Source organism: Pseudocitrobacter corydidari, from assembly GCF_021172065.1.
GTDB lineage: Bacteria > Pseudomonadota > Gammaproteobacteria > Enterobacterales > Enterobacteriaceae > Pseudocitrobacter > Pseudocitrobacter corydidari.
The window spans coordinates 1-25461 of record NZ_CP087880.1 but is presented as its reverse complement, the minus strand read 5'-3'; the positions used below and the strand labels follow the sequence as shown (position 1 = coordinate 25461).

Annotated in this window: 28 protein-coding genes and 1 pseudogene; 13 read left to right on the top strand and 16 right to left on the bottom strand. The window is 44.4% G+C overall.

The window, feature by feature from the left end; translation table 11 throughout:
* Positions 1-131: 131 nt before the first annotated feature.
* The 5 genes from G163CM_RS00145 (at position 132) to G163CM_RS00125 (ending at position 3017) form a co-directional block, all read left to right on the top strand.
* Positions 132-545, top strand: coding sequence for a hypothetical protein (locus G163CM_RS00145; protein WP_163363363.1), 414 nt, complete (start codon positions 132-134; stop codon positions 543-545).
* Complete coding sequence (locus G163CM_RS00140) at positions 514-1758, top strand: relaxase/mobilization nuclease domain-containing protein (RefSeq protein WP_231826464.1); 1245 nt, start codon at positions 514-516, stop codon at positions 1756-1758. The genes G163CM_RS00145 and G163CM_RS00140 overlap by 32 nt, the downstream gene beginning before the upstream one ends.
* 224 nt (positions 1759-1982) lie before the next feature.
* The gene (locus G163CM_RS00135; protein WP_007666384.1) at positions 1983-2255 is read left to right on the top strand and encodes a hypothetical protein; all 273 of its coding nucleotides are present in this window, start codon (positions 1983-1985) and stop codon (positions 2253-2255) included.
* 41 nt (positions 2256-2296) lie between these two features.
* Complete coding sequence (locus tag G163CM_RS00130; protein WP_001078959.1) at positions 2297-2683, top strand: hypothetical protein; 387 nt, start codon at positions 2297-2299, stop codon at positions 2681-2683.
* Positions 2684-2702: 19 nt separating this feature from the next.
* Positions 2703-3017 carry a hypothetical protein gene (locus G163CM_RS00125; protein WP_000708681.1) on the top strand — a complete coding sequence of 105 codons (315 nt, stop codon included), beginning with the start codon at positions 2703-2705 and terminating at the stop codon, positions 3015-3017.
* A 50-nt stretch (positions 3018-3067) separates the two neighbouring features.
* Here G163CM_RS00125 and G163CM_RS00120 read toward each other — a convergent pair whose 3' ends face one another.
* From G163CM_RS00120 to G163CM_RS00080, 9 genes are all read right to left on the bottom strand, one after another.
* Positions 3068-3493: a hypothetical protein gene (locus G163CM_RS00120; RefSeq protein ID WP_231826463.1), complete on the bottom strand. Its 426-nt coding sequence runs from the start codon at positions 3491-3493 to the stop codon at positions 3068-3070.
* Between the two features lie 96 nt (positions 3494-3589).
* Positions 3590-3976 (bottom strand): hypothetical protein, encoded by a 387-nt coding sequence (locus G163CM_RS00115; protein WP_001625709.1) that lies wholly within the window; start codon positions 3974-3976, stop codon positions 3590-3592.
* A gap of 14 nt (positions 3977-3990) precedes the next feature.
* On the bottom strand, positions 3991-5865 hold the full coding sequence (locus tag G163CM_RS00110) for a DNA-binding protein (protein WP_032619190.1): 1875 nt from the start codon (positions 5863-5865) through the stop codon (positions 3991-3993).
* On the bottom strand, positions 5862-7166 hold the full coding sequence (locus tag G163CM_RS00105; protein WP_048241963.1) for a tyrosine-type recombinase/integrase: 1305 nt from the start codon (positions 7164-7166) through the stop codon (positions 5862-5864). Before G163CM_RS00105 ends, G163CM_RS00110 begins: the two co-directional genes overlap by 4 nt.
* Positions 7159-8361, bottom strand: a complete 1203-nt coding sequence (locus tag G163CM_RS00100; RefSeq protein ID WP_231826462.1) for a tyrosine-type recombinase/integrase — start codon at positions 8359-8361, stop codon at positions 7159-7161. The genes G163CM_RS00105 and G163CM_RS00100 overlap by 8 nt, the downstream gene beginning before the upstream one ends.
* Before the next feature lie 295 nt (positions 8362-8656).
* Entirely contained in the window at positions 8657-8956 is a 300-nt protein-coding gene (locus G163CM_RS00095) for a hypothetical protein (protein ID WP_048241967.1), read from the bottom strand.
* A 20-nt stretch (positions 8957-8976) separates the two neighbouring features.
* Positions 8977-9183 carry a helix-turn-helix transcriptional regulator gene (locus G163CM_RS00090; protein WP_000795663.1) on the bottom strand — a complete coding sequence of 69 codons (207 nt, stop codon included), beginning with the start codon at positions 9181-9183 and terminating at the stop codon, positions 8977-8979.
* A gap of 280 nt (positions 9184-9463) precedes the next feature.
* Entirely contained in the window at positions 9464-10309 is an 846-nt protein-coding gene (locus G163CM_RS00085) for a DUF6387 family protein (RefSeq protein WP_001067212.1), read from the bottom strand.
* A gap of 411 nt (positions 10310-10720) precedes the next feature.
* On the bottom strand, positions 10721-11134 hold the full coding sequence (locus tag G163CM_RS00080; protein WP_231826461.1) for a GNAT family N-acetyltransferase: 414 nt from the start codon (positions 11132-11134) through the stop codon (positions 10721-10723).
* Positions 11135-11475: 341 nt separating this feature from the next.
* On the opposite strand from G163CM_RS00080, the gene G163CM_RS00075 reads away from it, so the two are divergent.
* The 3 genes from G163CM_RS00075 to G163CM_RS00065 all read left to right on the top strand — a co-directional run bounded on the left by G163CM_RS00075 (position 11476) and on the right by G163CM_RS00065 (position 13920).
* Positions 11476-12186, top strand: coding sequence for an alpha/beta fold hydrolase (locus G163CM_RS00075; RefSeq protein ID WP_231826460.1), 711 nt, complete (start codon positions 11476-11478; stop codon positions 12184-12186).
* Positions 12187-12360: 174 nt separating this feature from the next.
* Positions 12361-12762: an Imm63 family immunity protein gene (locus G163CM_RS00070; RefSeq protein WP_108477021.1), complete on the top strand. Its 402-nt coding sequence runs from the start codon at positions 12361-12363 to the stop codon at positions 12760-12762.
* 246 nt (positions 12763-13008) lie between these two features.
* Positions 13009-13920 (top strand): alpha/beta fold hydrolase, encoded by a 912-nt coding sequence (locus G163CM_RS00065; protein WP_231826459.1) that lies wholly within the window; start codon positions 13009-13011, stop codon positions 13918-13920.
* A gap of 187 nt (positions 13921-14107) precedes the next feature.
* On the opposite strand, the gene G163CM_RS00060 is transcribed toward G163CM_RS00065, so the two are convergent.
* The 4 genes from G163CM_RS00060 to G163CM_RS00045 all read right to left on the bottom strand — a co-directional run bounded on the left by G163CM_RS00060 (position 14108) and on the right by G163CM_RS00045 (position 17201).
* Entirely contained in the window at positions 14108-15319 is a 1212-nt protein-coding gene (locus G163CM_RS00060; protein ID WP_231826458.1) for a hypothetical protein, read from the bottom strand.
* 352 nt (positions 15320-15671) lie between these two features.
* The gene (locus G163CM_RS00055; protein ID WP_231826457.1) at positions 15672-16445 is read right to left on the bottom strand and encodes an LEM-3-like GIY-YIG domain-containing protein; all 774 of its coding nucleotides are present in this window, start codon (positions 16443-16445) and stop codon (positions 15672-15674) included.
* A 139-nt stretch (positions 16446-16584) separates the two neighbouring features.
* Positions 16585-16929: a DUF1294 domain-containing protein gene (locus tag G163CM_RS00050; RefSeq protein ID WP_231826456.1), complete on the bottom strand. Its 345-nt coding sequence runs from the start codon at positions 16927-16929 to the stop codon at positions 16585-16587.
* A gap of 41 nt (positions 16930-16970) precedes the next feature.
* Positions 16971-17201, bottom strand: a complete 231-nt coding sequence (locus G163CM_RS00045) for a helix-turn-helix domain-containing protein (RefSeq protein ID WP_231828420.1) — start codon at positions 17199-17201, stop codon at positions 16971-16973.
* A 108-nt stretch (positions 17202-17309) separates the two neighbouring features.
* Here G163CM_RS00045 and G163CM_RS00040 point away from each other — a divergent pair, with 108 nt between their 5' ends.
* From G163CM_RS00040 to nhaC, 3 genes are all read left to right on the top strand, one after another.
* On the top strand, positions 17310-17570 hold the full coding sequence (locus G163CM_RS00040) for a helix-turn-helix domain-containing protein (protein WP_231826455.1): 261 nt from the start codon (positions 17310-17312) through the stop codon (positions 17568-17570).
* Positions 17571-17872: 302 nt separating this feature from the next.
* On the top strand, positions 17873-19090 hold the full coding sequence (locus tag G163CM_RS00035) for a trans-sulfuration enzyme family protein (protein WP_231826454.1): 1218 nt from the start codon (positions 17873-17875) through the stop codon (positions 19088-19090).
* Positions 19091-19094: 4 nt separating this feature from the next.
* Complete coding sequence (gene nhaC / locus G163CM_RS00030) at positions 19095-20534, top strand: Na+/H+ antiporter NhaC (RefSeq protein ID WP_231826453.1); 1440 nt, start codon at positions 19095-19097, stop codon at positions 20532-20534.
* 41 nt (positions 20535-20575) lie between these two features.
* Here the strand turns inward: nhaC and G163CM_RS00025 are convergent, their stop codons facing one another.
* Complete coding sequence (locus G163CM_RS00025; RefSeq protein ID WP_231826452.1) at positions 20576-21220, bottom strand: FMN-dependent NADH-azoreductase; 645 nt, start codon at positions 21218-21220, stop codon at positions 20576-20578.
* A 98-nt stretch (positions 21221-21318) separates the two neighbouring features.
* Here G163CM_RS00025 and G163CM_RS00020 point away from each other — a divergent pair, with 98 nt between their 5' ends.
* Together G163CM_RS00020 and G163CM_RS00015 are read left to right on the top strand one after the other, a co-directional pair.
* A complete protein-coding gene (locus G163CM_RS00020) occupies positions 21319-22221 on the top strand; it encodes a LysR family transcriptional regulator (RefSeq protein ID WP_231826451.1) in 903 nt (300 codons plus the stop codon).
* A gap of 182 nt (positions 22222-22403) precedes the next feature.
* Positions 22404-22760, top strand: a complete 357-nt coding sequence (locus G163CM_RS00015) for a hypothetical protein (RefSeq protein WP_015963332.1) — start codon at positions 22404-22406, stop codon at positions 22758-22760.
* Positions 22761-22912: 152 nt separating this feature from the next.
* Here G163CM_RS00015 and G163CM_RS00010 read toward each other — a convergent pair whose 3' ends face one another.
* Entirely contained in the window at positions 22913-24016 is a 1104-nt protein-coding gene (locus tag G163CM_RS00010) for a fimbrial protein (RefSeq protein WP_420851320.1), read from the bottom strand.
* Positions 24017-24027: 11 nt separating this feature from the next.
* Positions 24028-25341: pseudogene (locus G163CM_RS00005) on the bottom strand (fimbria/pilus outer membrane usher protein); the annotation flags it as partial.
* Between the last annotated feature and the right edge of the window lie 120 nt (positions 25342-25461).

The following is a 25461-nucleotide window of genomic DNA, read 5'->3' as shown; positions in this document are numbered from 1 at the left end:
TGCTAAATCTCATCGAACTCATTACATATTATAAAGTTCAGATTGACAAACACAATTCATTTGGTAGATGTATTTTATCATCATAATCAATAAGTTAACCAGATTCACCATTTTTTGCATAAGGAAATGCTATGGAAAAATCTAAACATGACGATCAGCATCGTGATCGATTTAGGAAAGATAAAAATCTAAGGTTGTTACGCCATTATTGTATCAGTGTGCGTTTGAATCAGGCAGAGCTAGAGCTTTTAAATAACAGAAGGGGCAAACATAAAAAAGGGGAGTGGTTAAGATTAACCTTTTTAAATCACACCCCAACCGATATTCCGTTAGTAAATGTTGAAGCTTGGAAAATGTTGTCAGACATATCGCAAAAGCTAAATCGAATTGCGATCCATATCGATGGTAAAAGCAAAGACAGCAAGCTTACGAATACAGAATTGTTTGCAGTCAGAAGACAAATTGTAGAGCTTCGCAAGCACCTGCTAAATGCTGACATATGGAGCAAACCCGATGAAGGGTATGCAGAAGATCAAAAGGGGTAAGAGCTTCGCTGGTGTCGTTCAATATGCATTGAAACCGGGAGCACATCATAAAAGTGATCCCATCATCATTGGCGGGAACATGTTAGGTGATTCAGCCCTTGAACTGATCGCTGAATTCGATAGCACCAAGCATCTTCGCCAGGATGTCGCAAAATCAGTTTGGCACAACTCGCTTCGCTTACCCAACGGTGAATCACTAACGAATGAACAGTGGTCTAGCATCGCAGATGACTATATGAAACGAATGGGATTCAGTGATACCCATCTCCGTTGCTATGTCTTACATGACGACGAAGGCCAGCATATACACATTATCGCCAGCAGAATCGACATAGCCGGTGGGAAGCTCTACTTAGGTAGGAACGAAAATCTTATAAGCACACGGATCATCAGTGAACTTGAAATCACTCATAACCTGACAGTGACCATGACAGCACCAAAGCAACCGAAGCGAAGGAAGGTTTCCCGCAATGAACAGATGCTTTCAGAACGGACTGGCCTTCCTTCCCCCAAAGAAGCTCTCCAACAGATACTTGATAAAAGTTTGGCAGATACACCTGACCTTTTAACTTTGATCAAGAGGCTGGAAGAGGCAGAAGTCGGCTGGACGGCTAACATTGCCTCTACCGGTAAGATGAACGGCTTCTCATTCGAATACCGCGATATAGCTTTCAAGGCTTCACAGTTAGGCAAGGGTTACTCTTGGGCAAATCTTCAAAAGCAACTTAACTACAACCCCGACCACTTAGAATTTCTGCGAAAGGGTATACAGACGAAGGAATCTCTTCCTGTTCCTGTTCCTGTTCCTGCTCCTGCTCCTGCTCCTGCTCCTGCTCCTGCTCCTGCTCCTGCTCCTGCTCCTGCTCCTGCTCCTGCTCCTGCTCCTGCTCCTGCTCCTGCTCCTGCTCCTGCTCCTGCTCCTGCAATAGTTTTGAAAACCGCTGAGAGAAAGGAAAGTATCGGTAAAAAAATTGCAGAACTGGAACTACGGCTCAGAGAAGACAAACGGAACGAAATCGTAGAAAAGATCCTTCAAAAGAATGCAGCCAAACAGCAAAAGCATCTCAGGCTCACCGGCTGGATTCCCTTTTTACAACGGCTCATAAAGCTTCTCAGAAAATATGGAAAGAGCATCCTCCACAAGGTTCCTACAAACTTCTCAGAAGTCTATTCAACACATCATCTGAAACCTACAAGAAAAATTCGTTTATAGACAGCTAGTTGTAAACACCTTTCGTAACCTAACTCAATTGCTTAGTAATAAATTTGTGTTTAGTCAAGAAAATATTGATCGTTATTACAGATCGATAATCAAGTTATGATAGACAACAACTATCAAGTAACAATCATCGATCGGTACAAGCAATTTTACTAAAGCGAGTCGGTCATCGAGAATCTCTGTAAACGCACCATTTAATCTTCCAGATTGGGATAGCTATGGAAAACGAAACAATAAAGTGCCCGTTCTGCTTTACACAAAGTCCTCATGGTGTGCGGATTTGCAAAGGCTGTCATGCAAAGGTCGCTTACGGTGAAAGCCCGCTCAGTGTGGCATTCCTGTTTCAATTCGTGGCATTTGGTCTCGCGTGGTTAGCATTTTCGTGGACCGGCAGCACTCTTGTATCAGTCATTACGTTTTTCGTAAGCATCATTATTCTTATCTATAAAATCAAAAGAATGTATGCAGACAGAGTTGTTTTTATACGGTGAAATTAATTTCACACAACCGCAAACATAAAATGAGAAAGTAAATGAACCGATTTATAACGTCCTCTTTTTTTATTATTGTCTTCCTGCTTTCTGGCTGTTCAACATCAGGGAACCAGAACCTTAAAAACGAAACACCACAAAGCCTCCAGTCAAAGATCATTAAAAACAAAACAACTAAGACGGAATTACTCACTAAGTTAGGTGAGCCTGATACAAGAACCACACTCGATGACGGAAATGAGCAATGGAAATATTTCATGTCTAACAATCAGTTCAATGCAACGACTTTCATTCCTGTTGTGGGGCTGTTTACTGGCGGTTCCCAAACTCAGTCTAAAACTCTTGAAATCGACTTCAAGGGAGAGACTGTAAGTAAATGGACTTTTTCCTCTGACAATAACAACACCAAAACTGGCATTCTTAATTAATTGTTTTTTGGATAAGAAAATGAAAATATACTCAATTATCACAGTTATCATTACCACCTTCCTTCTAACCGCATGTAACAATGAACCATCGCAAGACGATATATACAATGTTTTCAAAAGTGTTGTAGATAGAACAAATACAAGTATGAAAGCTCTTGATTCAAGAGTTACAGAAAAAGATCTTTTAAGAATCGATTACGTGAAGAAAGTTAGTTGCACAGAAGAAGCAAACAATGTTTATAACTGCATTGTCGATGCCTCTATTAGTAATATGAAACAAACAAAACCAGTAAAACTAATCAAATCTGATGGTGTCTGGAAAGAAGTTCAGTAGTAGCCTATATCAAGAAGTCTTTTAGCCCCTGCTTAGGGGCTTTTTATTGCCTATAACCTGACGGTTCTTACGCGAACTTCATGGGTTAACTCTTTCTCAATTACTTTCATTTCATATTGTGCTCTGACCGTAGCATAGATTTGTTCTGCTTTTTCCTGATTGTTATCTATGAAATTAACAAGCGAGTTTAGCTCTCTTAGAACCCCTTCTTTGTTATTTAATCGTTGTAGTAGATTGCTTGTTAGACTTTTGTATACCGAGCTAAACATAGCCATTACGTTATCAATATTACGATTAGATCTAGAATAAATATTTTTAGGGTAAAAATATTTTAGATGGTATCCCACAAAAATTAAGTAAAGCTGGTATGAGAAACTTTTATCACCTGGCTGGTATCGTTTTGAGATATATTTATCGACGATAATGATAAGTTGCTCTTCCAGAGTAAACTCTGGATAGATAATGTTTTTGTCCATAAAATGCATCCTTGCATTAGTTAAATAGTCTTCCTGACCATATCTTTATATTTATCGCATTTATTAAACTTGTCAATAGGTGTAACCTATCAAATATTATTTTTTATTAAATGGCCTATTCAACTGTTCCATAGTAAGACCGTGTCTATAAGCATTATACTGCCAATAGCTAAATTGCTCTTTGTATCTATTGTTCTGTTTTTTCAACATTTCGTTTTCGGCTTTAAGGTTTATTATTTGTTGTGCCGCAATAGTTAAGTTAGCTGGTTTCTTTAGACCAGATTTTTTCAAATTGGACAAACTTTTCTTTGTTCTATACGCTTCAACAACTTCATCATGAGCACTTAAAGATTGCCTTGTGATAGTTCTGTTTAGATTCTTATAAACTGATTCACATAAATCACTCCATGTGATTTTACCGTCCCAAGTCAGTATAATGTGTTTAATTGCCTTTATCTCACTCCTGTTCAAATGTTTTGCCATAAGTATCTCCTGTTTTAATTATTCAAAAGCTTATTAATTCTTTCCAAATTTTTTTCATGGTGTTGCAACCATTTGTCTGCACCATAATCACCATTTTCATAAGCGATCTGAGTTATTCTCTTTAATTGCATTACTTTCTCTCGGACAGATTGCAGTCTAATTCTATCTACTGAATTAATGCCCAGTGTTTCATTATCACACTCAATAACCTGATTAATTTTTGCACAAGGCTTGATTAAATAGTTATGTACACAGTAACCAAATTCAGTTAAGTGTATTGCACCTTGATTAAGGTTATCAAAATCAATTGTCAATTCATTTGTGGGTATTGACTCCCTTTGACAGTAATTACTCCTATTCAATTTAATAGCTTTGATTTTATCTAACATATCTTCTTCTGACACATGGTTATAAACTCTGTTCTGATTCGCATTGATACGACCAGACCATTTAGCTATATCTAGTTCAGACATTTCACCATAATGGGCTATTGTGTTTAAAAGGTGCCGTGGCTGGTGTGAGCGAATAAGTAGTGGTTTACCTTCATCATCATAATACCCATATCGGGAAAATATATTTTTATAATTCATCTCATAGCTTTTTTTACTTTGTATATCACTGAAAAAGAAACTTTTAGTAGGCTTATAAAATGTGAAAATTGAAGTCATTCTTGATAAAGAAAATTGATCAGTATTGAGCAAGCATAAAGCATTACTAAATTTTATGGATTTTTCTTTATCATACCATGGAAAGTCTCTGCTAAAATTAGAACTAATAATTTCCCACAAATCACTCAATGAATAGTTGTAATCATTGTGGTTTAAGAAGCTTTTCCCACCATCCAAACTCGTTCTTTTAATTTTTAAAACACATGATTTATGATCAAATAAATGATATCCCAGTGCATGGCAAACTTGTACAACGGTCAATTTAGCTTTTTCATCAACTGTTGGGCAAAGCTCATGTCGGTAAAATTTATCCGGGTACTTTTCGCACCAGTGAGCAAGTGCTCTTGCATGTTGTGATAAGGAAAGTAATCTTCTAATCGCTTTCTTTGCAACTGGTATCATAACCCGTGGAATCCATTTGATATTAGGACCATACCCTTTTACCGAATAAAATCTCAACCCATATCTTTCGATACCCTTGCCATCTATTTGTGTAATCTCACAATCAGCAGGTAAGGCTAAAATTTCAGAGATTCTGCTCGGACAACAAAGTAGAAGTGCAAATACTGAACTGGTGAACTTATCCCTTGGACTCAGTAACTCATCATTTTGTGAAAAAATATCAGCAATAGCGAGTAATGCCTCTTCATCTGGTAACTTATCGCTTCGGTGATAATCCTCAATCTCAGGAAGATAATTGTTTTTGACTTTCTGTTTTACATGATTTTTCCATGAGATATATCCTGACTTCACAAGATTATGTTCACATAGAAACTTTGATATTTTTTCAAGCTGTATTCCACATTTAGCTAAAACGTTACCTTCAAAATATTTACTCCCGATCTGCATTGCCTCATCGAAAACAACGGCTGTAACATTATAAATGAGACCAGTGTTCTGAACCTGCAAAAGGGCCTGTTCGAGACATCGCAAGGCCATCATAATAACCCCATAATTTTTCAATGGTTTCAATGAGTGTTGATATCTGATATATGCTTTCACAAAATTGATATAATCTTCGTGCATTGCATCAATGGAATCAAAGACTTTATTTCCAACCCCTATTTTTCTAAATGTTACATATCCTTTCCAGGCATACTGCTCCCAATCCTGAGTTTGGGTTAGTCCGGGCAGTTGATAGCGACAAAATTTTATAAACTCATTATAGTTTTCTTCTACAAGAATATGTTTTTTTGATTTGAACAAAATAATATTATTCATAGTTGATTCACCTCACTGCGATCAATCGGAATAAAAAACATACATTGATTGCAAGGGAATCCTGAATTCTGACTCTGGCATCTACTTGAAGAAAAAAATTTGAAATGACAACTCTTTTTCGATTTGATTCCGTTCATAAAAATATCAGCGACAAATGACAATTGTTCTGAAACAGCGGAATCAATCCTTTCAACACTGTCAGCATGATTTTTAATATAAATCCCCGCACTTGAAGTAGAGGAATGATCCAATAATTCAGCTATAGTATTAACATTATGCCCATCTTTAGCCAGCATAGTTGCTATTGTATAACGAAGCCTACGAGGAGTAACATTTAGTATCGAATCGGTATGGTTGGATATTACACCCTCATTATTAACAATACTTTTCAATGCTACATTAGCAATTGTAGGCTTCGCATATAATTTATTATATTCCAGAAGAATTGAACCTGTTATGGATAAATCTGAGAGTTTTTCCTCATTTAAGAAAATAGGAACTTCTCGTTTAGAATAATCATCAAGAGTTTTTCCAAGAGCTTGCTCAACAAGTTTCACTGATTGATTAGCTTGCAATTGAACAATTGATGCAACCTCTGATATTATTGCAAGTTCTCGATATCGTAGTTCTTTACCCCGTTGTTTAACTCGTGGCACTGAAATTACATATTCTACTTTGCCATTATCTAAGTTCTTTTGAATAAGGTCTTTATATTTCAACATAACTAACTGCTGAGGTCTTCTACCTGTAAGGCTGATCAATAGTGATATTGCATAATGTGGCAGTGACAGTTCACCTTTTCTATATGCATGATTCATAGCCTTAATCAAAGAAGTATGTTCTTCTTTAGTTAGTGGTCCCTCTGTTGGATCATCTTGAAGCACAGACTGACCAGATTTTTTTATCTTTAGGTCCAAATGCTTTAACAGCTCTACCGCACTTTCATCTATTCCTGGATATCCTAACTCAAACCATTTAATCAAAAATGGTCGTAAAACGCGAAATGATGCCGGGGCTTTTGATAATTTCTTATTTTGATATTCAATTAGAACCTTATCATCAATATGAGTAGGAGATAGTTTACGGATAAGACTCTCCATATTTCTAACAATATTTTTCACATACAAATAGCTGTTGCTATTAAAATAATATTGTACTGTATATACAAATCCACAAACCAAATTTTCGTTCATAGCATATATTAAGTTTGTAAGATTGATTCCGTTATTTTCAATCGAACTGACGATTTTATGTTCATGCAAAGACGTTTTATCAGAGTTATATTTAATTAAATTATTCATCAAATCCTCCTTTGAATAGTTGCTCTTGTTGTTCAAGTGCAGTTTTTTTCGATAGCTCAAAAATATGCCTGCGATTATAAATTATTGAAGTATCTGAACCAGGTCGCCATCCCATGAGATAAGAACGGATTTGCTGTTCTTTTTCATCGGATATATCTTGGGCATTGTCTATTGTTTTTGAGAACTCATAATTCCATGTGTGTCGTAATTTATGACCTGTTAATCCACTTAGAAGTGAGGATGATTGACGAACAACACTCACTATCTTATGGTATGAGGAAAATGACAGAGGTTGCCCTTGGGTCTTCCCTTCCTTATAGGTAATAAACAGAAAATCATGCTTATTAGCATTTTTAACTTTCCTACGATCATTCAAAATATAATCTGAAATTTCATATATAAGTTTTCTGTCAGCAATTAATTTTCTCTCACACGTCTTCACTAATGGCTGATAAACTCGTGGATCTGTTTTATCATTTGCTCTCCTTCTTATTGCGATTGTTGATTCTGCAAAATCCATATCGCCAATACGCAGATTCAAAAGTTCACCTGCTCTCAAACCAAAGCAATGTAATAGAAGGAATATTAGATTGTTTCTTTGTTGCACTTTTTCCGTAAACGGGTTCAAGTCACTCCCTGGCGAAAGTATGCTGAATAAAGAATCTAATTGTGCTTTGTCTAAGCTTTTTTCGATTTCCATATTATATTTATCATTATTCCTTGGTTTCTTTCTTTTTATGTTATTAATGAAAGCCATTACTTCCTTGAGAGTATTTTTCTGACCTGCATGTGAAAGAAGTATTTTGCACAACCATTCAAGATAGTTAGCGACTGTTGTAATGCGAAAATACTTAGTTGGTTTTTTGACATTTGAAACCATAAAATTACCATCCCCTCCATCTCGGAAATTTAATGAAGTGAATTCAATCAAATCCTCAATTTCATGAGGAGCGAGAAACAGCTTATTCTGGATTCTTTCATCAATATTGATATTTTTTCTCATAAAGAATCGATATAACAATGAAATGCTCCCAGCGATAACCTTCATTGTTGATATAGACTCTGAACGATTCCTGACTTGTGTTGTTATATACAAGTTTGGATAATACAATGGCTCACCAGTATCTTTATTTACAACATGACAATATCTCTCACCATTTTCGAACATAAAAGAATCCACACAAATACTGCACATATTTTCCTCCTAAACTTTACAAAAAGTATAATTCCAATATATTAATAATAAGCATTTCGTAGATTTACAAATTTATTTGGACCGATTAAGATATTTATTTAAATTAAAACAGTGAGATAGACGATTATTCTTGTCAAATTATCATCTGGTAGATCTAGTTATTATTATGTACACCTAATACTTCGAAAACTATCTCACTGCCTTGCTAATAAACGGCAACCAAAATAATGTAAGTTATTCTGTAAAGTTTTAAGATAAATTATGCAGCCAAACTTTACATTTTCATAAAAAGCTCTTAATCCATTAGATATAAAATTATCCGCTTCGCTAGGAGTTTCAATTCATCAGGACATTTAATTAGAGATAACCAGGTCTCGTAAACATATATCTGTTTGCAAGCATCAAGCTCAGAGATCGAGTCTAAAGGTTCTCTCAGATTTCCTACAAGGTACTGACTGAGCCAGTAAATGATTTCTTTATTAAACTCGTTATTAGGTAAGTCATAAATCACTTCTTGGTCAAAGATCTTGTAAAAAAGATCTCCGCATAAATTGCACATATGGTTTTCTTCGCTTACAAATTCTTCGATATTCATAAAATCACTCCTAAGTTCAATTAAGCAACATTATTTCGACTTGTTTCGATAACAGACTGAATCCAGGTATCAATCTCACTTTCAACGAAAGCTACTGCACGACTTCCAATTTTGACAGGAGCAGGAAACTTACCATCGTTGATCAGACGATATATCCAGGCTTTTCCGTAGCCAGTTCGTTCGAGAACTTCTGGTAATCGTATTAGGCGGGTTGCTTGATTTTTCATTTCGTTATCCCTTGTCGTTGCGGTGAAGTCACTATACGAACAGTTGGGAAAAGAAAAGAGCGAAGCTCCTGAAGCGGAGGTTCTTCGTAGCTATGCAGGATGGTTTTCTCGAAGTTGGTGCCGTACAGAAAAGGGGAACTTGAGAGTAGCTGAAATTCCCCCGTTTTATAGCAAGTGTCAAAATGCCCGGTTTAAAGTAAAAATCGCAAAAAAAAGCACCATTCACAATGATGCCTTTAGTTAATTTTAACAATTAAAACAAATAGTTATAAATGTAATTCTAATCAGATAGTTTCATTACATCAGAGACTTTCATTTGCTTCAAATGGCTATTTTTGTTCATGAAGTAATGGAATTGTCGGATAAAGTCAGTTGTGCAGGATTTAAGAGCCAAAGGCCTGTCGGTATCTTTGATTTGGCTAGACTGCCTCATTTCGCTTTCTTCGTCATCGTCTGTATATAGCAGTCTGGATAACCTGTCGTCAGAGACACGGATTTTTTTAACGGCTGCCCACACCAGGATATCCAGCATAGGTATCACACGATAACTGATGAGTTTCTTGATAGTTCCATACCCAAAGCGAACTGATTCTAAAGGATCTGGTTCGATACCTTTGATTTTACGCCACTGCGGTAATGCAGCTTTAAGCGACTCTGCAATCTCTTCGTCTGTGCCACTTGCCAAATCAATCTCGAACATGACTGTTCGTGAAAACTGATCTGGCATAATATCTGAAAGTGATTCTTCCCGAAGATCTCTGTTTATTGAATAATTGTCATCACCATCCCAAACAAAACCTCCGCGTTGCATAGCAATGATGCTCGTTTCAGCAAGGCGATCAAGAGTTGTTAGAAAAAAATGGGGAGGCTGAAAAAGTTTATTGGCAGGAGTCATGTATCCCAGTTGCCCTTCTTCAATTAAAAAAGGATTGCCACTGAAAATTTTTGAGAAGTAACCCATAAGAGTTCTGCTCTCAAACTCTTCCCGATACTCCTTAAAGAACAAGTTACGAGCCCATATCTCATGGTAAAACTGGAGCAATGAGAGGTCTTCAAATTTGCGATATGTATCAATCTTAAACCAACTCTTGATGTCTTTTGTGTGCTCTGGTGACCAGTTGTTCAAAATCCATTCTCCACCTATGCTGGTACTGCCCTACGGATAGAATTCAGTTTCGCTGAAAAACTACCGCATTCACTAATCGGTGAAAAGCAGATCCTGCTTGCGCAGTTCAGCTACTAGCAGGGAGTTGAACTGAAGAATTTGTTTCCTTTTGATACAATTCTCCAATCCGCTAATCGTGATAACCCATACCATTACGATTTATGGTTCCTTTTTAGAACCACACATAAAATTTAAAGTATAAATAACATTAAAAATCAATGGAATGAATGGCTAATTACAGGGACGCCAGCCCCACCAAAATCTTTAGCGGCGATTCCAGAGTCGACCGCAGAAGTCGAAAGCCCGCAAGGCGTAATTCTTGCGGGCTTTTTTGTTGGGTTTTGTTTATGGGTAGCTCTATAAATCAGAAACCTAAAAGATAAGCCTCATCGCTACCCGGCGCGCTGGATCGAGCCCTCGCGCGATTTCATCCTTGCTTATCGCCGCCAAATGCGGCGGCCGCGCTTCCCCTTCCACCATCTCAAAACCTAACGTAGCGTAAAACCTGGCATTGAATGCGGCCATTTTATCGGTGGTTAGCGTGGCACCTGTCAGGCCGCGTTTTTTCCCGTTACAGAGAATTGCCTGCATTAGTTGTTTGCCGATCCCACGGCGCTGCCAATTTGGATGTACATCCATTTCTGCGACGTGCAGCCATTCATCAGCGATTTGTCCTGCTATGAATCCGACGGGATCGGGGTCTGGTGTATATGCCGCAAGCAATAACCCGTTACGGCTGAAGTCCCTGAGTTCTTCAATGCTGCTGGCGCTGGCGGGACCGGTCATAGCCCCTGCGTGGCGTAGTGTTTCAAAGGCGGCCAGCTCAATGGCGCGAAGAGTGGCAAAGTGCTCGGGGTGTGCGGGGGTGATGGTGAAGTTGATGTTCGGGCTCTCCGTGAAGGTTGCGGGGATGATTTTTCTTGGGCTGAAGGTTGGGTAGAACTGTTTGGCTACAAGGTAGCATATGTTTGCGATGACCGCTGTTGAATAGGGGCGGGTGGCTTGGGAAGATGATAGGACAGCTTTGAGCGAGAAGCGGACTTCAACGAGGTGGCAATGTATTCATGCTCCGCAATAGGCTATGTTTATCAATTCTGAAACCATAGCAATGGAGCCGCAGTCAAGAAATGAGCTTGCCGGATAACCTAGAGAACCTCCCTGTTGTACTCATTCCAGGATTTATGCTTGATGAAACATTATGGGACGATTTTATCGCTGCATTTCCCGATAGTAGACGCTTTATTCCTGTGAGCCTGAATGGGGGAACAACAATCCAGGATATTGCCGCCAACATAGCCCAGAAACTACCTGAGCGTTTTGTTCTGGCAGGTTTTTCGTTGGGTGGCTACGTAGCCAGAGCTATTTATGAAGCTTTTCCGGAACGGACAGCGGCTATGATTCTCATTGCTACCTCTCTCAGAGAAGATTCACCAGAGCAGAAAAAAACACGCATAGCGACTGCGGTTACTCATTCCTCCAGAGCATTCAGTGGACTGAGCACCATGGCAATTAGAAAGTCGCTTCACGCTGATCTTGCCGATAATACGCCCCTTATTGATAAAATCCGTGACATGGGAAAAAGGCTGGGAGCACATGCATTCAGTGTCCAGTCAGGGCTAAACCGTGAGCGAATAACGTTAAAACCAGTTTCATGCCCGACCTATGTCATTGCAGCTGAACATGACCGGCTGCGTTCAAAAGAGGAGGCAGAAGAACTGGCCAAGCTAACCGGCACCTGTGCTGTTTATATTGACGGCTGTGGGCATCTTATTCCTCTGGAGAAACCGTATGAATTGGCCCAACTCATGAACGTATGGCTCAATAAAAAAGACCTTTGAAACTGCGAACTAAGCACCTGGTCGCGTTTTTTTTAAATGTCCGCTCCTGGCACGGAGCGAACGAACGAATGCAACTGAATGTCTGCTGTGAGCGAAATGCGGTCTGGAACGAATGGTTAACCCTCATAAATCATAAATCATAAATCATAAATCATAAATCATAAATCATAAATCATGAAAAATATCGAAGAGTTACGTGCAGAACTTGTCAAAATCGGTGAAGGAATTGGAGGTGGAATAAGACCCAATTATTACTTCACCATCCCTGATATACCTGACGGTATGGCGACTCCATACCTGGAAATTCATGGCAAAGAATATCATTTCATTGTCAATGAAAGAGGTGCCGAAATAGCTCGTAAAGTGACCCTTAGTGATGATGAGATTCTTTATTGGTTTGTTGAGTGTGGTGTGGCTGGTCTGGCTACAGAGTATGCAGCCATGAATAGCTCACCTGAAATGGAATTCAGGTATGTTTATTTTCGTAAACAATATAGTTTAATGCTCTCCATCAAACCTGAATGGGCAACAAGGAAGCGCAGAGAATTTACAGAAATCCTTAGCAGACAGGTTTAAAAAGGTCACAGAATTTCTCAGAAACGTCGTGATCATCAGTTTGATTCAAGCATCAATGCTCCCACAACTCAGCATCCAACGTCCGCTCCTGGCACAGAGCGGGCGAGTTTGCTGGCTGAAGGTCCGCTGTGACTGAAAAACGGGCTTTAATATCAGTAAGTGCCTGTTGAGCAAATGCACTGGTGACTCGCGGCCGGGCGCGGAGCCTGTTAATATCATACCGCTTAGCTTAAACAGGGATAACTAATGCATATCGCAAATATCCGCGCCCTATATGGAGGAATACTTTTACTTATGTCCGTCTTCGTCCCCGCGTCCGCAGACCAGCCCCCGTCCATCGCTTCAGAACTTTCAGACTCGCAGCGTATCTCTGTGCAGACGCACGGTTCGGGAACGGATGTTATATTGATTCCGGGGCTGGCGTCGTCTCGCGAAGTCTGGGCTGATTTAGTGTCAGGTTTACATATGCGGCACCGCGTTCATCTTGTAGAACTTGCAGGCTTTGCGAGTACCCCTGCCATTGCTAACCGGGAGGGAGCGATCATCGCACCGGCAGTTGACGCTATCGCTGAATACATCCAGTCCCGGCACCTCAAAACACCGGTGATCATTGGCCATTCCCTCGGAGGTGAGATGGCACTGATGCTGGGAGCCCGTTATCCCCATCAGGTCGGTCGCCTGTTAATCGTCGATGCTTTGCCATTCTATTCGTTAATGTTTGACCCGGCGGCGACCAGCGAAACAGCGGCCCGGCATGCCACTTCCATGCGGGACTGGCTACTAAGCCAGTCGCCTGAGCAAATCGCAGAGTCCCAGAATAACTCTATAGCCCGTTTAGCGAAGACCGAGGCGGTGAGGCCTGCTCTGGTGGATGCGGCTATTCATTCCGATAGCAAAACTGTTGCGGATGCGGTGTATGAGTTGATGATTACCGATTTGCGTCCCGAGCTTGGCCGTATTAAAGCGCCGATTGAGATCGTTTACGCGTATGACCCCCTGTTCGGGATACCTGCAGCCAGTGTGGATACAATGTACCGTCAGGCCTATGCCTCTGCACCTGATATTCATTTCACGCGGATCGACAACAGTTTTCACTTCGTCATGCTCGATCAGCCAGAAGAGTTCTCCAAAGCAGTTGAGTCATTTTTAAATAAGTAAATGCACCAGGGGATACTGACATTTTCTCTCTCCATAGGATCAGGTGAGGTGATTAGGGTGTCCCCTGTGAGCGAGGAGCGGACGTTGACAACGGTTTATTCAGTTTATTGAATGAATACTATATCCATTTACGCAGTTCGACCTGACAAACAATGGCATTTTAAAAATTTATCACATAATGATTATTTTATATTTTCCTCAAGGTTGATGTGTTGATACCTTTTATCAATTCATAACGTGGAAAACCTACGGAACACTCATTTAATATGTTCGAATGAGTTGTTACGATGGTTTGAAATGAAGTCTCAATGGAATTCAATCTTTCAATGTATGGTTTAAAAGATTCCTTTGATAAAAAGGTTTCATTCATTTCTATAAAAAGTAGTGTCGGTGTGTATTTGGAACGCTCATTTAATGATGCGATTATAACATCCAATAGCACTCTAGTTTTTTCACTTCCAGATAAACGTTCGAAAGGCAAATAAAAATCATTACCTTGTATCATGCAATAGATATCATGAATATCTCGCTCTTTTTCATCTTCACTATCATCATCCTGTTCCAGCTCTTCCTGAGTAGCAAATCTGATTGATTTAAGTATGCCTTTTTTGTTTCTGCATACATAATCAAAAAGACTCCCAAGTAGCACTGGGGATATATTTATGAACTCAGCAAAAAAGTTAGATGTTTTATTATATTTTTTCTTTGAGTAATTAAAATCAAAAAAATAGCATGTAAAAGGAAAAGGACTTGAGGTAATGTCAAGATAATCAACTTTATAGGAAATCCTTCCGCTATTTACACTCACTTCAATTAAGTGTGGCTCTGGCGTGTGCAAATAAATTTCAATATTGAGCTTTTTACAATTAACCCAGCGCTCAAGTCTATTTATTGCACTGACACTTGATAACCACTCGCATATTGCTGTTTTCCCTGCGCCATTACTATCACTCTCAATAATTGTTATCTTTGCAAAGTCGATGCTTATTGAATCTTGAAATAAAGGACTATCAACTATTGATAGTTTTGATATCCAATGTAATTTATTGACGATCCTTCCCTGGTGATGTTTAATGAATTCCTCATGATATTTTTTCCAACTAATTAGTTGTGATGCGGTAAATCCTGCTCCATTATTTGTATCAACTAACCTTGCGTGTACCTTACATAGCCAAATTCCATTCTCAGGGCTTTTTAACTGTTCTTCTGTTAGTCCACCTTGCCCTCTGGGGCCATTTTTAGCTGCACTATAAATATGTGATGCCTCACCGATGCTGGATGTCTCATCCTCTTTTTCACCTGGGCCAATAGTTATTATTGAACATTGAGGATGGCTACATTGATATCCTGCTCTCCCAGCAAGTACATTCTTTGTTCTTTCTGTGAATTCTACTCTCATAAGCTCCTATAAACCTAAACGTTAATCTCCAGAACATTTTATGTTCACCTAGCGATGATGCAAGCATGGGAAAACATAGTTTATTCAATTGAACCAACTTAAAGGTAACTTGCGCTGCATACAAGTATGCATCCTGTTAACAATTTTACAGGCCTCATATACCAGAATTCCTTGAATACGGCATCATTTTAGGTCGATTGCCGTATGCCGTGCTTCAGACTACCAACCCTCGCACCATCATCCAATATCATACTTGTTACGTCCGCTCCTGGCACAAAGGAGCCAGCTATGACGAACTCTCTCGTCATGCGCGAAAATTGGCTGCAATCTAAAATCCAGTTCTAAACCGGAATCAAAACCCGGGAGAATATCTCACAGGAGACATAGCACCTTTCTTTCTGAGGTCATCAGGGATCTTCTTACCTAAATAAAGCTGCGTAATCTCAGGAGATGCAGTCCTACCCCGGAACCCAAAGCGAGAACTTTGAGTAGCTTCAAACTCATCATCAGCATCCCATGAAGCTATCTCTGGGAAATTCTCACGAGTAGACTTAAGCCACTCATCAGCAATATATACGCCCCTCACGATGCCTCTTACTGTCGCCAGTATGACCTCAGCCTTACGAGCACGCTCAACGCTGACACGCCAGCTAAACCGTACTGCATCATAGAGGTCAATATCCTTTGAACTCCTGTTAACCGATATCATTAAGGCCTTATGTTGGAACGTAATTGTTTCAGGTTGGTACGTAGCGATTAACTCTTTGATGTGTGCAGCACCGAACTCATTACTGCCAGCACCGTTCATAATGTTAGTTAAACCGGGATAGGCGTCTATGAGCGCAGCTTCAACCTCGTAAGCGGTCTTTTCTTCAGCCATACCGTGCCGATGGATAACATGGATAACCTCAAGGCCAGCTAATCTAATCTCTCGAAGTTGCTTGAGTTTGTTACTCAGTAACTCATCATCATCCACTGCCGCAACCTCACCACGCATATGAGCAAAGACACGATTACCTTTCCCTTTCCCTATGTAGAACGTACTGCCATCCCTCGGGTCAATTAGTCGGTATACATACCAGCCAAGATGTTCGATGACTCCAGCTGGAAATTCATTAATATCCATATAACAACATCCAAAATTTAACTTTTAAGTTAAAAAATAAGCACAATACTGTCGATTGACAACTTATAGTCCCCAATAGTTAGCATTACGATTTTGACCGTCATAAATAAGTAATGTCTGCTCCTGGCACCACCCCGCCCTACCCCCACCAATTCCCCATCCCATAAACCACACCCACCAGCACCGCTACATTCACCACCACGCTCCCCACAAACCACCGTCCAAATGGCTGTTTCTGCGTTTTATGTCTGAACAACTGCTGAGCGGCTAACCCGCCGGGCCATCCACCAACAAGGCCAAATGCCAGCAATGTCCTTTCCGGTACTCGCTGCCAGCTTCGTCGTGCAGCAAATTTATCCGCGCCATAGATGAAAAAGGTCAAAACGTTGACCATCAAAAACCACGCCCAAACGGGATGTAAAAACCAGAAGCTGGCAACGAATGATACGGCCAGTAGGCCATAACAAATTTGATTGAGTTTCACTTTGCTAATCTGCTTATGAAAGGAAAAGTAACACGCTGTTTTTATGCGTCGCCGTCAAAATCAAAAAGCCCTTTCATCTCTTTACCCAAACCTTTGGCTAAAACGTGTATGACTTCAAGAGTAGGATTCCGGACACCTCGTTCAATACCACTGACATAGGTGCGATCCAGGCCGCATTTATCCGCAAAGGCTTCCTGAGACAAACCGGCTTCAAGCCGTAATTTTTTAAGATGCGCGCCAAAACGCGACTGAATGCTGGACATGTTTTTCATCATGCCAGCATGACTTTATGTCGTTTATCAGACCACGGACTATGAGTCACATAGAGAAAGTGTTAGCATCATAATAATGTGACTCATAATCTACAGAAGGTAGTGCGTATGCCCCCAAAAAACTGGCACCCCGCCGACATCATCGCCGCCTTACGAAAGCGCGGTACCTCTATGGCGCGTGTCTCACGCGAGGCGGGGCTATCCTCAGCCACCCTGGCAAACGCCCTGAGTCGCCCCTGGCCGAAAGGCGAATGGCTGATTGCTAACGCATTACATATCCATCCGTCAGCCATCTGGCCTGCTCGTTACCAGAACTGTCGCGATACGCGCTTACCCAGGGAAAAGCTGCCCCTGAAACCAAAACCGTAACTCCAGGGCCTCGCCCTGCGCCGTGAGTGACAGAACGCATTAACGCAACACCCGACATGGAGAGTTGTTTATGCCCACTGATCCACATTCGTTACCGTACAAGCCAGGCCACGCGCCCGTCGCTTGTACCTTCACGTTCTCTCCCCTGCGTTTGCTCATAACCGGGCCGCCGCACCTTCGTCGCGCCCGCCCATAGCGGCGTAATTACTCGATTTATCACTAAAACCAAAGTGAGTCTTTCGGCTCGCGCGGGCTTCCGCGCGCGTTGTGGGCTCCCCTGTACCTCAATAAGGAACGTTAAAATGGAAATCAGTCATTTTTTTACCGACGCGGATCGTTATGCCAAAGAGGATCACATCGCCTGCTCCGGGCAGGATGAAGATCACGAACGCTATTTTGGTGCCGTCAGCGCGCCCATCATCCAGACCAGCCTGTTCGTGCAGAAAAACTATCAGGCTTATTGTGATGATATGCAGCATGAGGCGGAACGCTTTATCTACTCTCGCGGGCTAAACCCCACGGTACAGATGGTTGAACAAAAGCTGGCGAAGCTTGAGCGCGGTGAGGCTTGCCGCTGTTTTGCTTCAGGGATGGGGGCAATCAGCGCGGTGTTGATGGCAAACCTCAACAGTGGCGATCACATCATTCTGGTCAATAACGTTTATGGCCCGGCGATGGCGTTAATCAAACAGATGACGCGGAAGTTTGGTATTCATTATGACGTTGTGCTTGATGGCACCACAGAGAGCATCCGCGCCAAAATCCGCCCCACTACGCGGGTTATCTATACGGAATCGCCCGGCACCATGACGATGAACATCGTTGATTTATCGGCGATTGCTGAGCTTGCGAAAGCGCATAACATTACCACGGTGATTGATAATACCTGGGCGACGCCGTTGTTCCAGAAACCGCTGACTCTGGGCTTCGATATTGTCATTCATTCCTGCACCAAATATCTCGGCGGCCACAGCGACCTTATCGCGGGTGCGGTTATCACCTCACAGGCGCGGATGGCGGAAATCCGCGACTTCTCCCATCAACTGCTTGGGGCCGTATTGTCGCCGTTCGCCGCCTGGCTGCTGCTGCGCGGCCTTCGCACATTGCCCGTACGCATGCGCGCGCATCAGGAAAATGTGATGCAGGTTATCGACTACCTGAAAACCCGCCCTGATGTCGAGAACATCCGTCATCCCTGTATGGCGGACGATGCACAGCAAACCATTATCCGCAAACAGATGATGGGCTTTTCCGGGTTGTTCTCTTTTGAAATCCGTGACGGGCATTTTGCGGCGGTGAAGCGCTTTATCGATAGCTGTCGCCTGTTCAAAGTGGGGTGCAGCTGGGGCGGTTATGAAAGCCTGATTATCTCTCCCAACCGGGGCTACAACGAGCCCTCGCTGGCGGCAGACAATATTGCGCCGGGACTGATTCGCCTTTCAATCGGTCAAGAAAGCCCGTCGTTACTGATTGCCGATCTTGATGCGGCCTTTACGGCTATCGCCGGAATGAGAGGATGATGCAATGACTGCACAACAAGAGCCTTCGTTTGCCTCAGCACTCTCGCTGCTGGCGGTGATTTTCATCATCTTCGCCGTTGGGATTGGCCTGCTGAATTATCCGGTCGAGTTCACGCTTATCTGCATTACGCTGGTCACCAGCTTCTACGCCCGCTACTACGGCGGGAGCTGGAACGCGGTAATGGGCGTGTTCATCGGCAAAATCAAAGATGCGGTGCCCGCGATTTTACTGCTGCTGTCTATTGGGATGTTGATTGGCTGCTGGATGGTTTCCGGGACCATTCCGCAGATGGTTTATTATGGCCTGGCAGTGATAAACCCGGCGTATCTCTACCTGACCGCGTTTCTGGTCACCGTCTGTATCTCGACTTTTACCGGTACGTCATGGGGCACGGCGGGCACCATCGGCGTTGCGTTAATGGCGGTGGCATCGGCGATGGATGTATCTCTCGCGATTACCGCCGGGGCGGTGATTTCTGGCGCCTATTTTGGCGACAAACTTTCACCGCTCTCCGATACCACTAATATGGCGGCCATTGCCGCGGGTGCGGATCTCTATCAGAGCATCCGCAATATGCTCTATACCTCTCTGCCTGCGTTTGTTATTGCCTGCATTGGCTTTTATCTGCTGGGCAATCATCTTAATAGCGGGTCCGACGCGCAAATGGCCGCCATCGGTTTGATGAAAACCTCGCTGTCGTCGCTGTTCTGGCTAAACCCGATACTACTTGCGCCAGCGTTGTTGGTGTTTGTCGGGGCGATCAAAAAGTGGGATTCAGTGATCGTTCTGATCGCATCTGCATTCTCCGGCATTGTGCTGGCGGTCATCTGTCAGTCAGTCCATATGGGGGATATCGTGGGCGCGGCAATTAACGGTTTCAGGTCGGAAATGCTACCGGGGTTGCAGGGGCTGGCGATGGATGAGGCCACGGCGAAGAATATCAACGTGCTGCTTAATCGTGGCGGGATGTATTCGATGGTCGGGCCGATTATCGTGATGCTGTGCGCGTTTATTTTCGCGTCGGCGTTAGATGTTTCCGGCGCGCTGGCGGTGATTCTGAGAAGCCTGGTGAAAAAGCTCAATACCATCACGCGCACCATTCTGGCGACGATGTTCACCAGCTCGCTGCTGGTCGCCTGTACCGGGAACGCGGTGATTAGCTTTTTCCTTGTCAAAAGCATGTATGACCCGTGCTTTCGCGAGAAAAAGCTTCACATGGTGAATATGTCTCGCGCGATGGAGTCCGGGGCTACCTTGCTGGAAGGCCTGTTCCCCTGGACCATCTCCGGCATGTTTATGGCCAAAACGCTCGGCGTCGCGACGCTCGATTACGCGCCATTTGTTCTGTTTAATCTCTCCTGCCTGGGGATGGCGGTTATCTACGCCATCCTGCCGCGCTGGACAAACTTCGGTACGCGCTATGTGACTGAAAATGCAAAATAAGCAATAGGTATTAAAGGCGGGGATTCCTTCCCCGCCAGGGCTTAATTCACTGCGACGTCATGCTCCGTAAAAGCATAACTCAGCAAATCCGGGATCTGCGCCAGCGCGCTGTTTTCCGCCTGCTCACGTCCGGGATGGGTTTTATCGACGCCCTCGGCAGGAAGAACATGTACGTCCTCGATACCCATCAATTTTAAAGTAGAGATCAAATAACTTTCCTGATGATCCATCACCCGATGCTCCTCTGAGGAATACACGCCACCGCGCGTCGAGACAATAAACGTCGGTTTATCCTTTACTAACCCCTGCGCCCCTTCCGGCGTAAACCGAAACGTCAGCCGCGCCTGGCAAACCTGATCGATCCAGGTTTTCAGGGCCGATGACACGCTGTGGTTGATCATCGGCGCGCCAATCACCAGCACATCACATTCATTCAGCTCACGAATCGCGTCATGGATATCGCTCACTTCTTTACGCGTGCGATCGTCTGGCGCGTCGATTTTTCCGGTCAGCGTCAGGAACGTCTCTTCACGCAGATGAGGCGGTGGATTACGCCCAAGATCGCGATGGGTTACGGTCGCGTCCGGATAACGCAGACAAATCGCGTCGGTAAGGGCCTGGCTCAGTTTGCGCGAGCTTGAGGATCTCAGCATCGGGCTACTGTCGATATGCAGAACTTTCATCATTTTTATCTCATTAACGGGAATACGTTAATGTTAACCGTTGCATTAATGATGATTAAATAGACAATAATGAACATCACTGTTGTATAAGAAGAACAATCATGATCGACTGGAATGATTTCTACTACTTCTCACTTATCGCGGAAGAAGGCAGCTATACCCAGGCCGCGGTACGAGCCGGGATTTCTAAGTCAATGCTTAGCCGCCGGATGTCTGCGCTGGAGGAGCGTCTTGGCGTGCGGTTGATTCAACGCACAACGCGGCGGCTATCGCTCACGCCTGCCGGGGAACAATTTGCCGCAGAGTGCCGAACGCTGGTGAACCTGGGAAAACAGGCTCAGGCGGCGGTTATGGCGGAGCAAGAACAGCCGCAAGGTTTGCTCAGAATCAGCGCACCGGTGTTTGTTGCAGAGAGCTGGCTTGGGGAGTTTGTCAGTGATTTTATTCTGCGCTGGCCGCTGGCGAACGTGCAGTTGCTGGCCGTCAATCGCCCCGTGGATATGATTGCTGAAGGTATTGATATTTCTTTAGTGGTTACTACCACCGCGCTTAACGATTCCACGTTTCATGCGCGAAAATTGCAAACGCAGCGCGATATTCTGGTGACCAGCCCGGCGTGGCTTGCGCAGAACGCCCTGCCGGAAACCGTGCGTGGCCTCGCTCAGATACCAGCGTTAGTTCGTCTCAATGGGAACAGCATCCCGCGCTGGCATCTGGTTTGCGGGCAGGAGACGTTTGAATTTGAACCTAAGCCACGCCTGCAAAGCAACAATTTGCGCGTATTACTGAAAGCGGTTCTGGGCGGGAATGGCGTGGCGCTGATGCCCGCCTTCGCCTGTCAGAAAGAGCTTGAAGCAGGCAATCTTCAGCCATTGTTTCCTGACTGGAGCACACCGCCAAGAGATCTTCTGGCGCTCTATCCGGCGCGCAAAGGGATGCCTGCCATCACGCGTATTTTCATTGATGAACTGGCCGACTGGCTTGCGTTGTATCCTCCTCAATAACGGCGGAAAAACACAGCCAGATGAAGAGTCTCTGTGCAATGATTTAGCAGCGATCTTTCACTGCTAAAATCACTCAATGCAGAACATCCTGATCCAAATACAGTATTTTCCTAATGCATCTCCCGGTTCGCTCTGCCATGCTGAATACAGCTCATACAGCCATAACGATAGATGAGGATATTATGAAAAAAACAATGATCGCATTATCTGCCCTGCTGCTGGCTTCTCCTGTTTTTGCCGCAACCACCCACGCAACGGACGATACCGTTGCCGCGGCGCATGAGAATGCGAATACCGCCAAAGAAAAGCTGCATCAGTCGCAGCATGAAGGCGAAGAGCTGAAGCTGAAATCACAACATGCTGCTGAAGGTAAAGCAGACAGCACCGGGAGCAAAGTGAGCGAAGGCTCGCAGAAAGCCTGGAATAAAACCAAAGAAGGTACTGAAAAAGGCTGGAACGCTACCAAAGAAGGTACCGAGAAAGGTTGGAATAAAACCAAAGAAGGTGCTGAGTCGCTGAAAAATAAAGTGACTGAGTAATTTCTCAGAGTGATAAAAAGGCCGCGAAGCGGCCTTTTTGCTTTGGTGCTCATGCCGGATGCGCTTCGCTTATCCGGCCTAAAGGTTTATTGCAGTATTTGTAGGCCGGATAAGGCGTTCACGCCGCATCCGGCACAGGGCAGGCTGATAACTCAGTTATACACCAGCGCAAACGTCACAATACTGTTCGCTTCCCCTGCCGTTACGCTGCCTTCCGTCTGAACATACTGCGCCGAAAAATTCACATTCTCCGCATTACCCGCACTGGCCGCCGTCACATGCTTCAGAACGGGTAAATTTGTCGCTTCATTAATTTTTACCGACGTACCCGCTGAAGGCGCAGAAGCATCATTGTTGCCATACGTTAGCTTAACGCCAACGCCCGTTGCCGTATCGCCGCTTTTGGTCAGCGCCAGCGTATCCGGGGAATCGCTGGCGGCAAGAATACCGAAAAAGCCCACTCTGACATCGCTCGGCGCCGTGCAATAAACCGGAATATCAAACGAACGGGCAGAGCCTGCCGTCAGCCCTTTGCCCTTAAATTCGGCGCGGTTAACGGACCCCAGGTTCACCTGAATGCTGGAGGTGCTGACCTGACAGCTGCCACTGGCGCCGATATCGACGTTAAGCGCCGCCAGATCAATCGACACCGGGTTGCTTTTCACGCTGGTCGCGCTGTCGGTACGATCCTCAATATAGAGTTCCCCAAAATGCGGCTGCGATTCCACGTTGGTGTGGTTGCCGCCGCTCATCGTCACCTCACCGGTTTTATAGAAAGTGATATACATTTTGACGATGGGTTCGCGTTCACTGAGCAGGTCCGGCAGTTCATCACTGTCACATACCGTCACCGACTCACCGCCCGCCGGAGCCGTGCTATCGCCGATATAGCGAATCGGCCCACCGTTGCACTGAAATCCTGCCGAGTAGCTCACGCCATCCAGCTTTGAGGCAAACACGTGATGACCGTTAATCACCGTCCCGGCACCCGTCGTGTCTTTTTGTTGATAAACAATGCGTTTCCAGTTCGCCAGCGGTGCCTGCAAGTCACAGGTAAAGTGGATCCCATTGCCGTTATCCGCTATCTGGTTCGCCATTTGCGTATTCACGGGCAGAGTAGGAAGGTAGGTCAGGTTCTGGGTATTCAGCGTCATCTGCCCGACGCTCGCCATGCAGGTTTCCGCATGCGAAGCGTGGCTATAAAAACCCGCAATCAGCAGGAAAAAGAAAAACAGCGCGCCGTCACGATGTCGCATATCGCTCTCTCTTATAAGCAAAGGCCAGTGACTGTTTTCACCGGATTTTGCTGTGGGTTACTGGAAATATGGAAATGCAGCGTGCAGTGGTGCGAGATGTTATCGGTTTCCCATTGCGCCTCCAGCGTACCCTCTTCGGGTACGCCGCTCAGATACACCTGGCCCTGATCGGCGACAATACCGCTGGCAGGCGTCACGTCGTCATCGCTGGTTTTGCGTACCTGCGCGCTGGCACCAAAAGGCAGTGGCCCGTGGTTATCATGGAGGGTAAACAGAACGCGGTTACCGATGTGCGTTTGATAATTTGCCATCACTACCGCACCACCACCGGGGATCACCGTCTGGCCCTGAAGATCGACGTCGGTATCATCTTTTAGCGACTCGGTGTCGAGGGTAATGTAGTTTTTGCGATACGCCGTTAAGGTCGGCACCACCGCATAGCCGCGCCAGTCCGTATGCACGTTCGTGCCATTCTGGATGGCCACGTCCGAGGCTCCCGGCGCGCGAACAATCGCAAAGCTATCGCCCGTACTCTGCCCAAACGTGATCCCGTGAGGATGGGCAACAATCGAGCCCGATGCGCCCCAGGTCAGCTGGTTACTCTGCTTATCGTGGCGATAACCAAGCTGAGTGCTGCCGTAACCGCCACGATAATCAAGCGCAACGCTGCTGTTCGCGCCCTGGCCGTTATTGCCGTAGCCCTGCTGGACGGTGTAGTAAAGATTTTGATTTTCCGGCACCGAGCCATACAACGAAACCTGCTGCGAGGTATAGCCGTTATTATCGGATGTGGTGTTATAGCTCACCGAGCTGTTCGGCAGCCACTGGCCGAGCGGGATGGTGACGTTAAATGACAATGAACGGTCAGATTTATTCTGTTCGGAAGATTTGGTGTAGTAGTAACCCACGCCCCACGAAACGCCCTGCCAGGTGTTGTAAAAGCCGAAATGCACCGTCTCATCGTGACGCCCGGTGCGCCAGTATCGCTGCGAATAGGCGGATGCGGTCAGGCTGGTGCTGCCGCCAAGGGGCTGCGAAATCGAAATCTCTTCGCGACTGCGCTTGTTGTCCACCAGGCCGTTTTCACTCTCCAGCGCATTGGCTTCGCTGAAATCATAAAACCCGCTGGATGAGTAGCGATAGCTGGCAAGGTTAAAAGTTGTACCGGTCAGATTCACATCTTTCTGGTACTGCACGCGGACAGAGTGACCAGAATAGCGCTTACCAGAAGGCGTGCGTGTATTGGCCCACGTGACATCCGCGCCCAACGAGCCGAAATCGCCAAATCCGTGCCCCATCCCGCCCGCCCAGGATTGATCATCCTGCTGTCTCTCATACACATCCCCGAGCCCACGAGACCGTACTTGCCCCCGTTTTCCGTCTTCCGCTCGAAAAAAAAATCCCATCTCCTCTCCTTACCTCTCTTGCGCCCTGTCTCTTCCTGC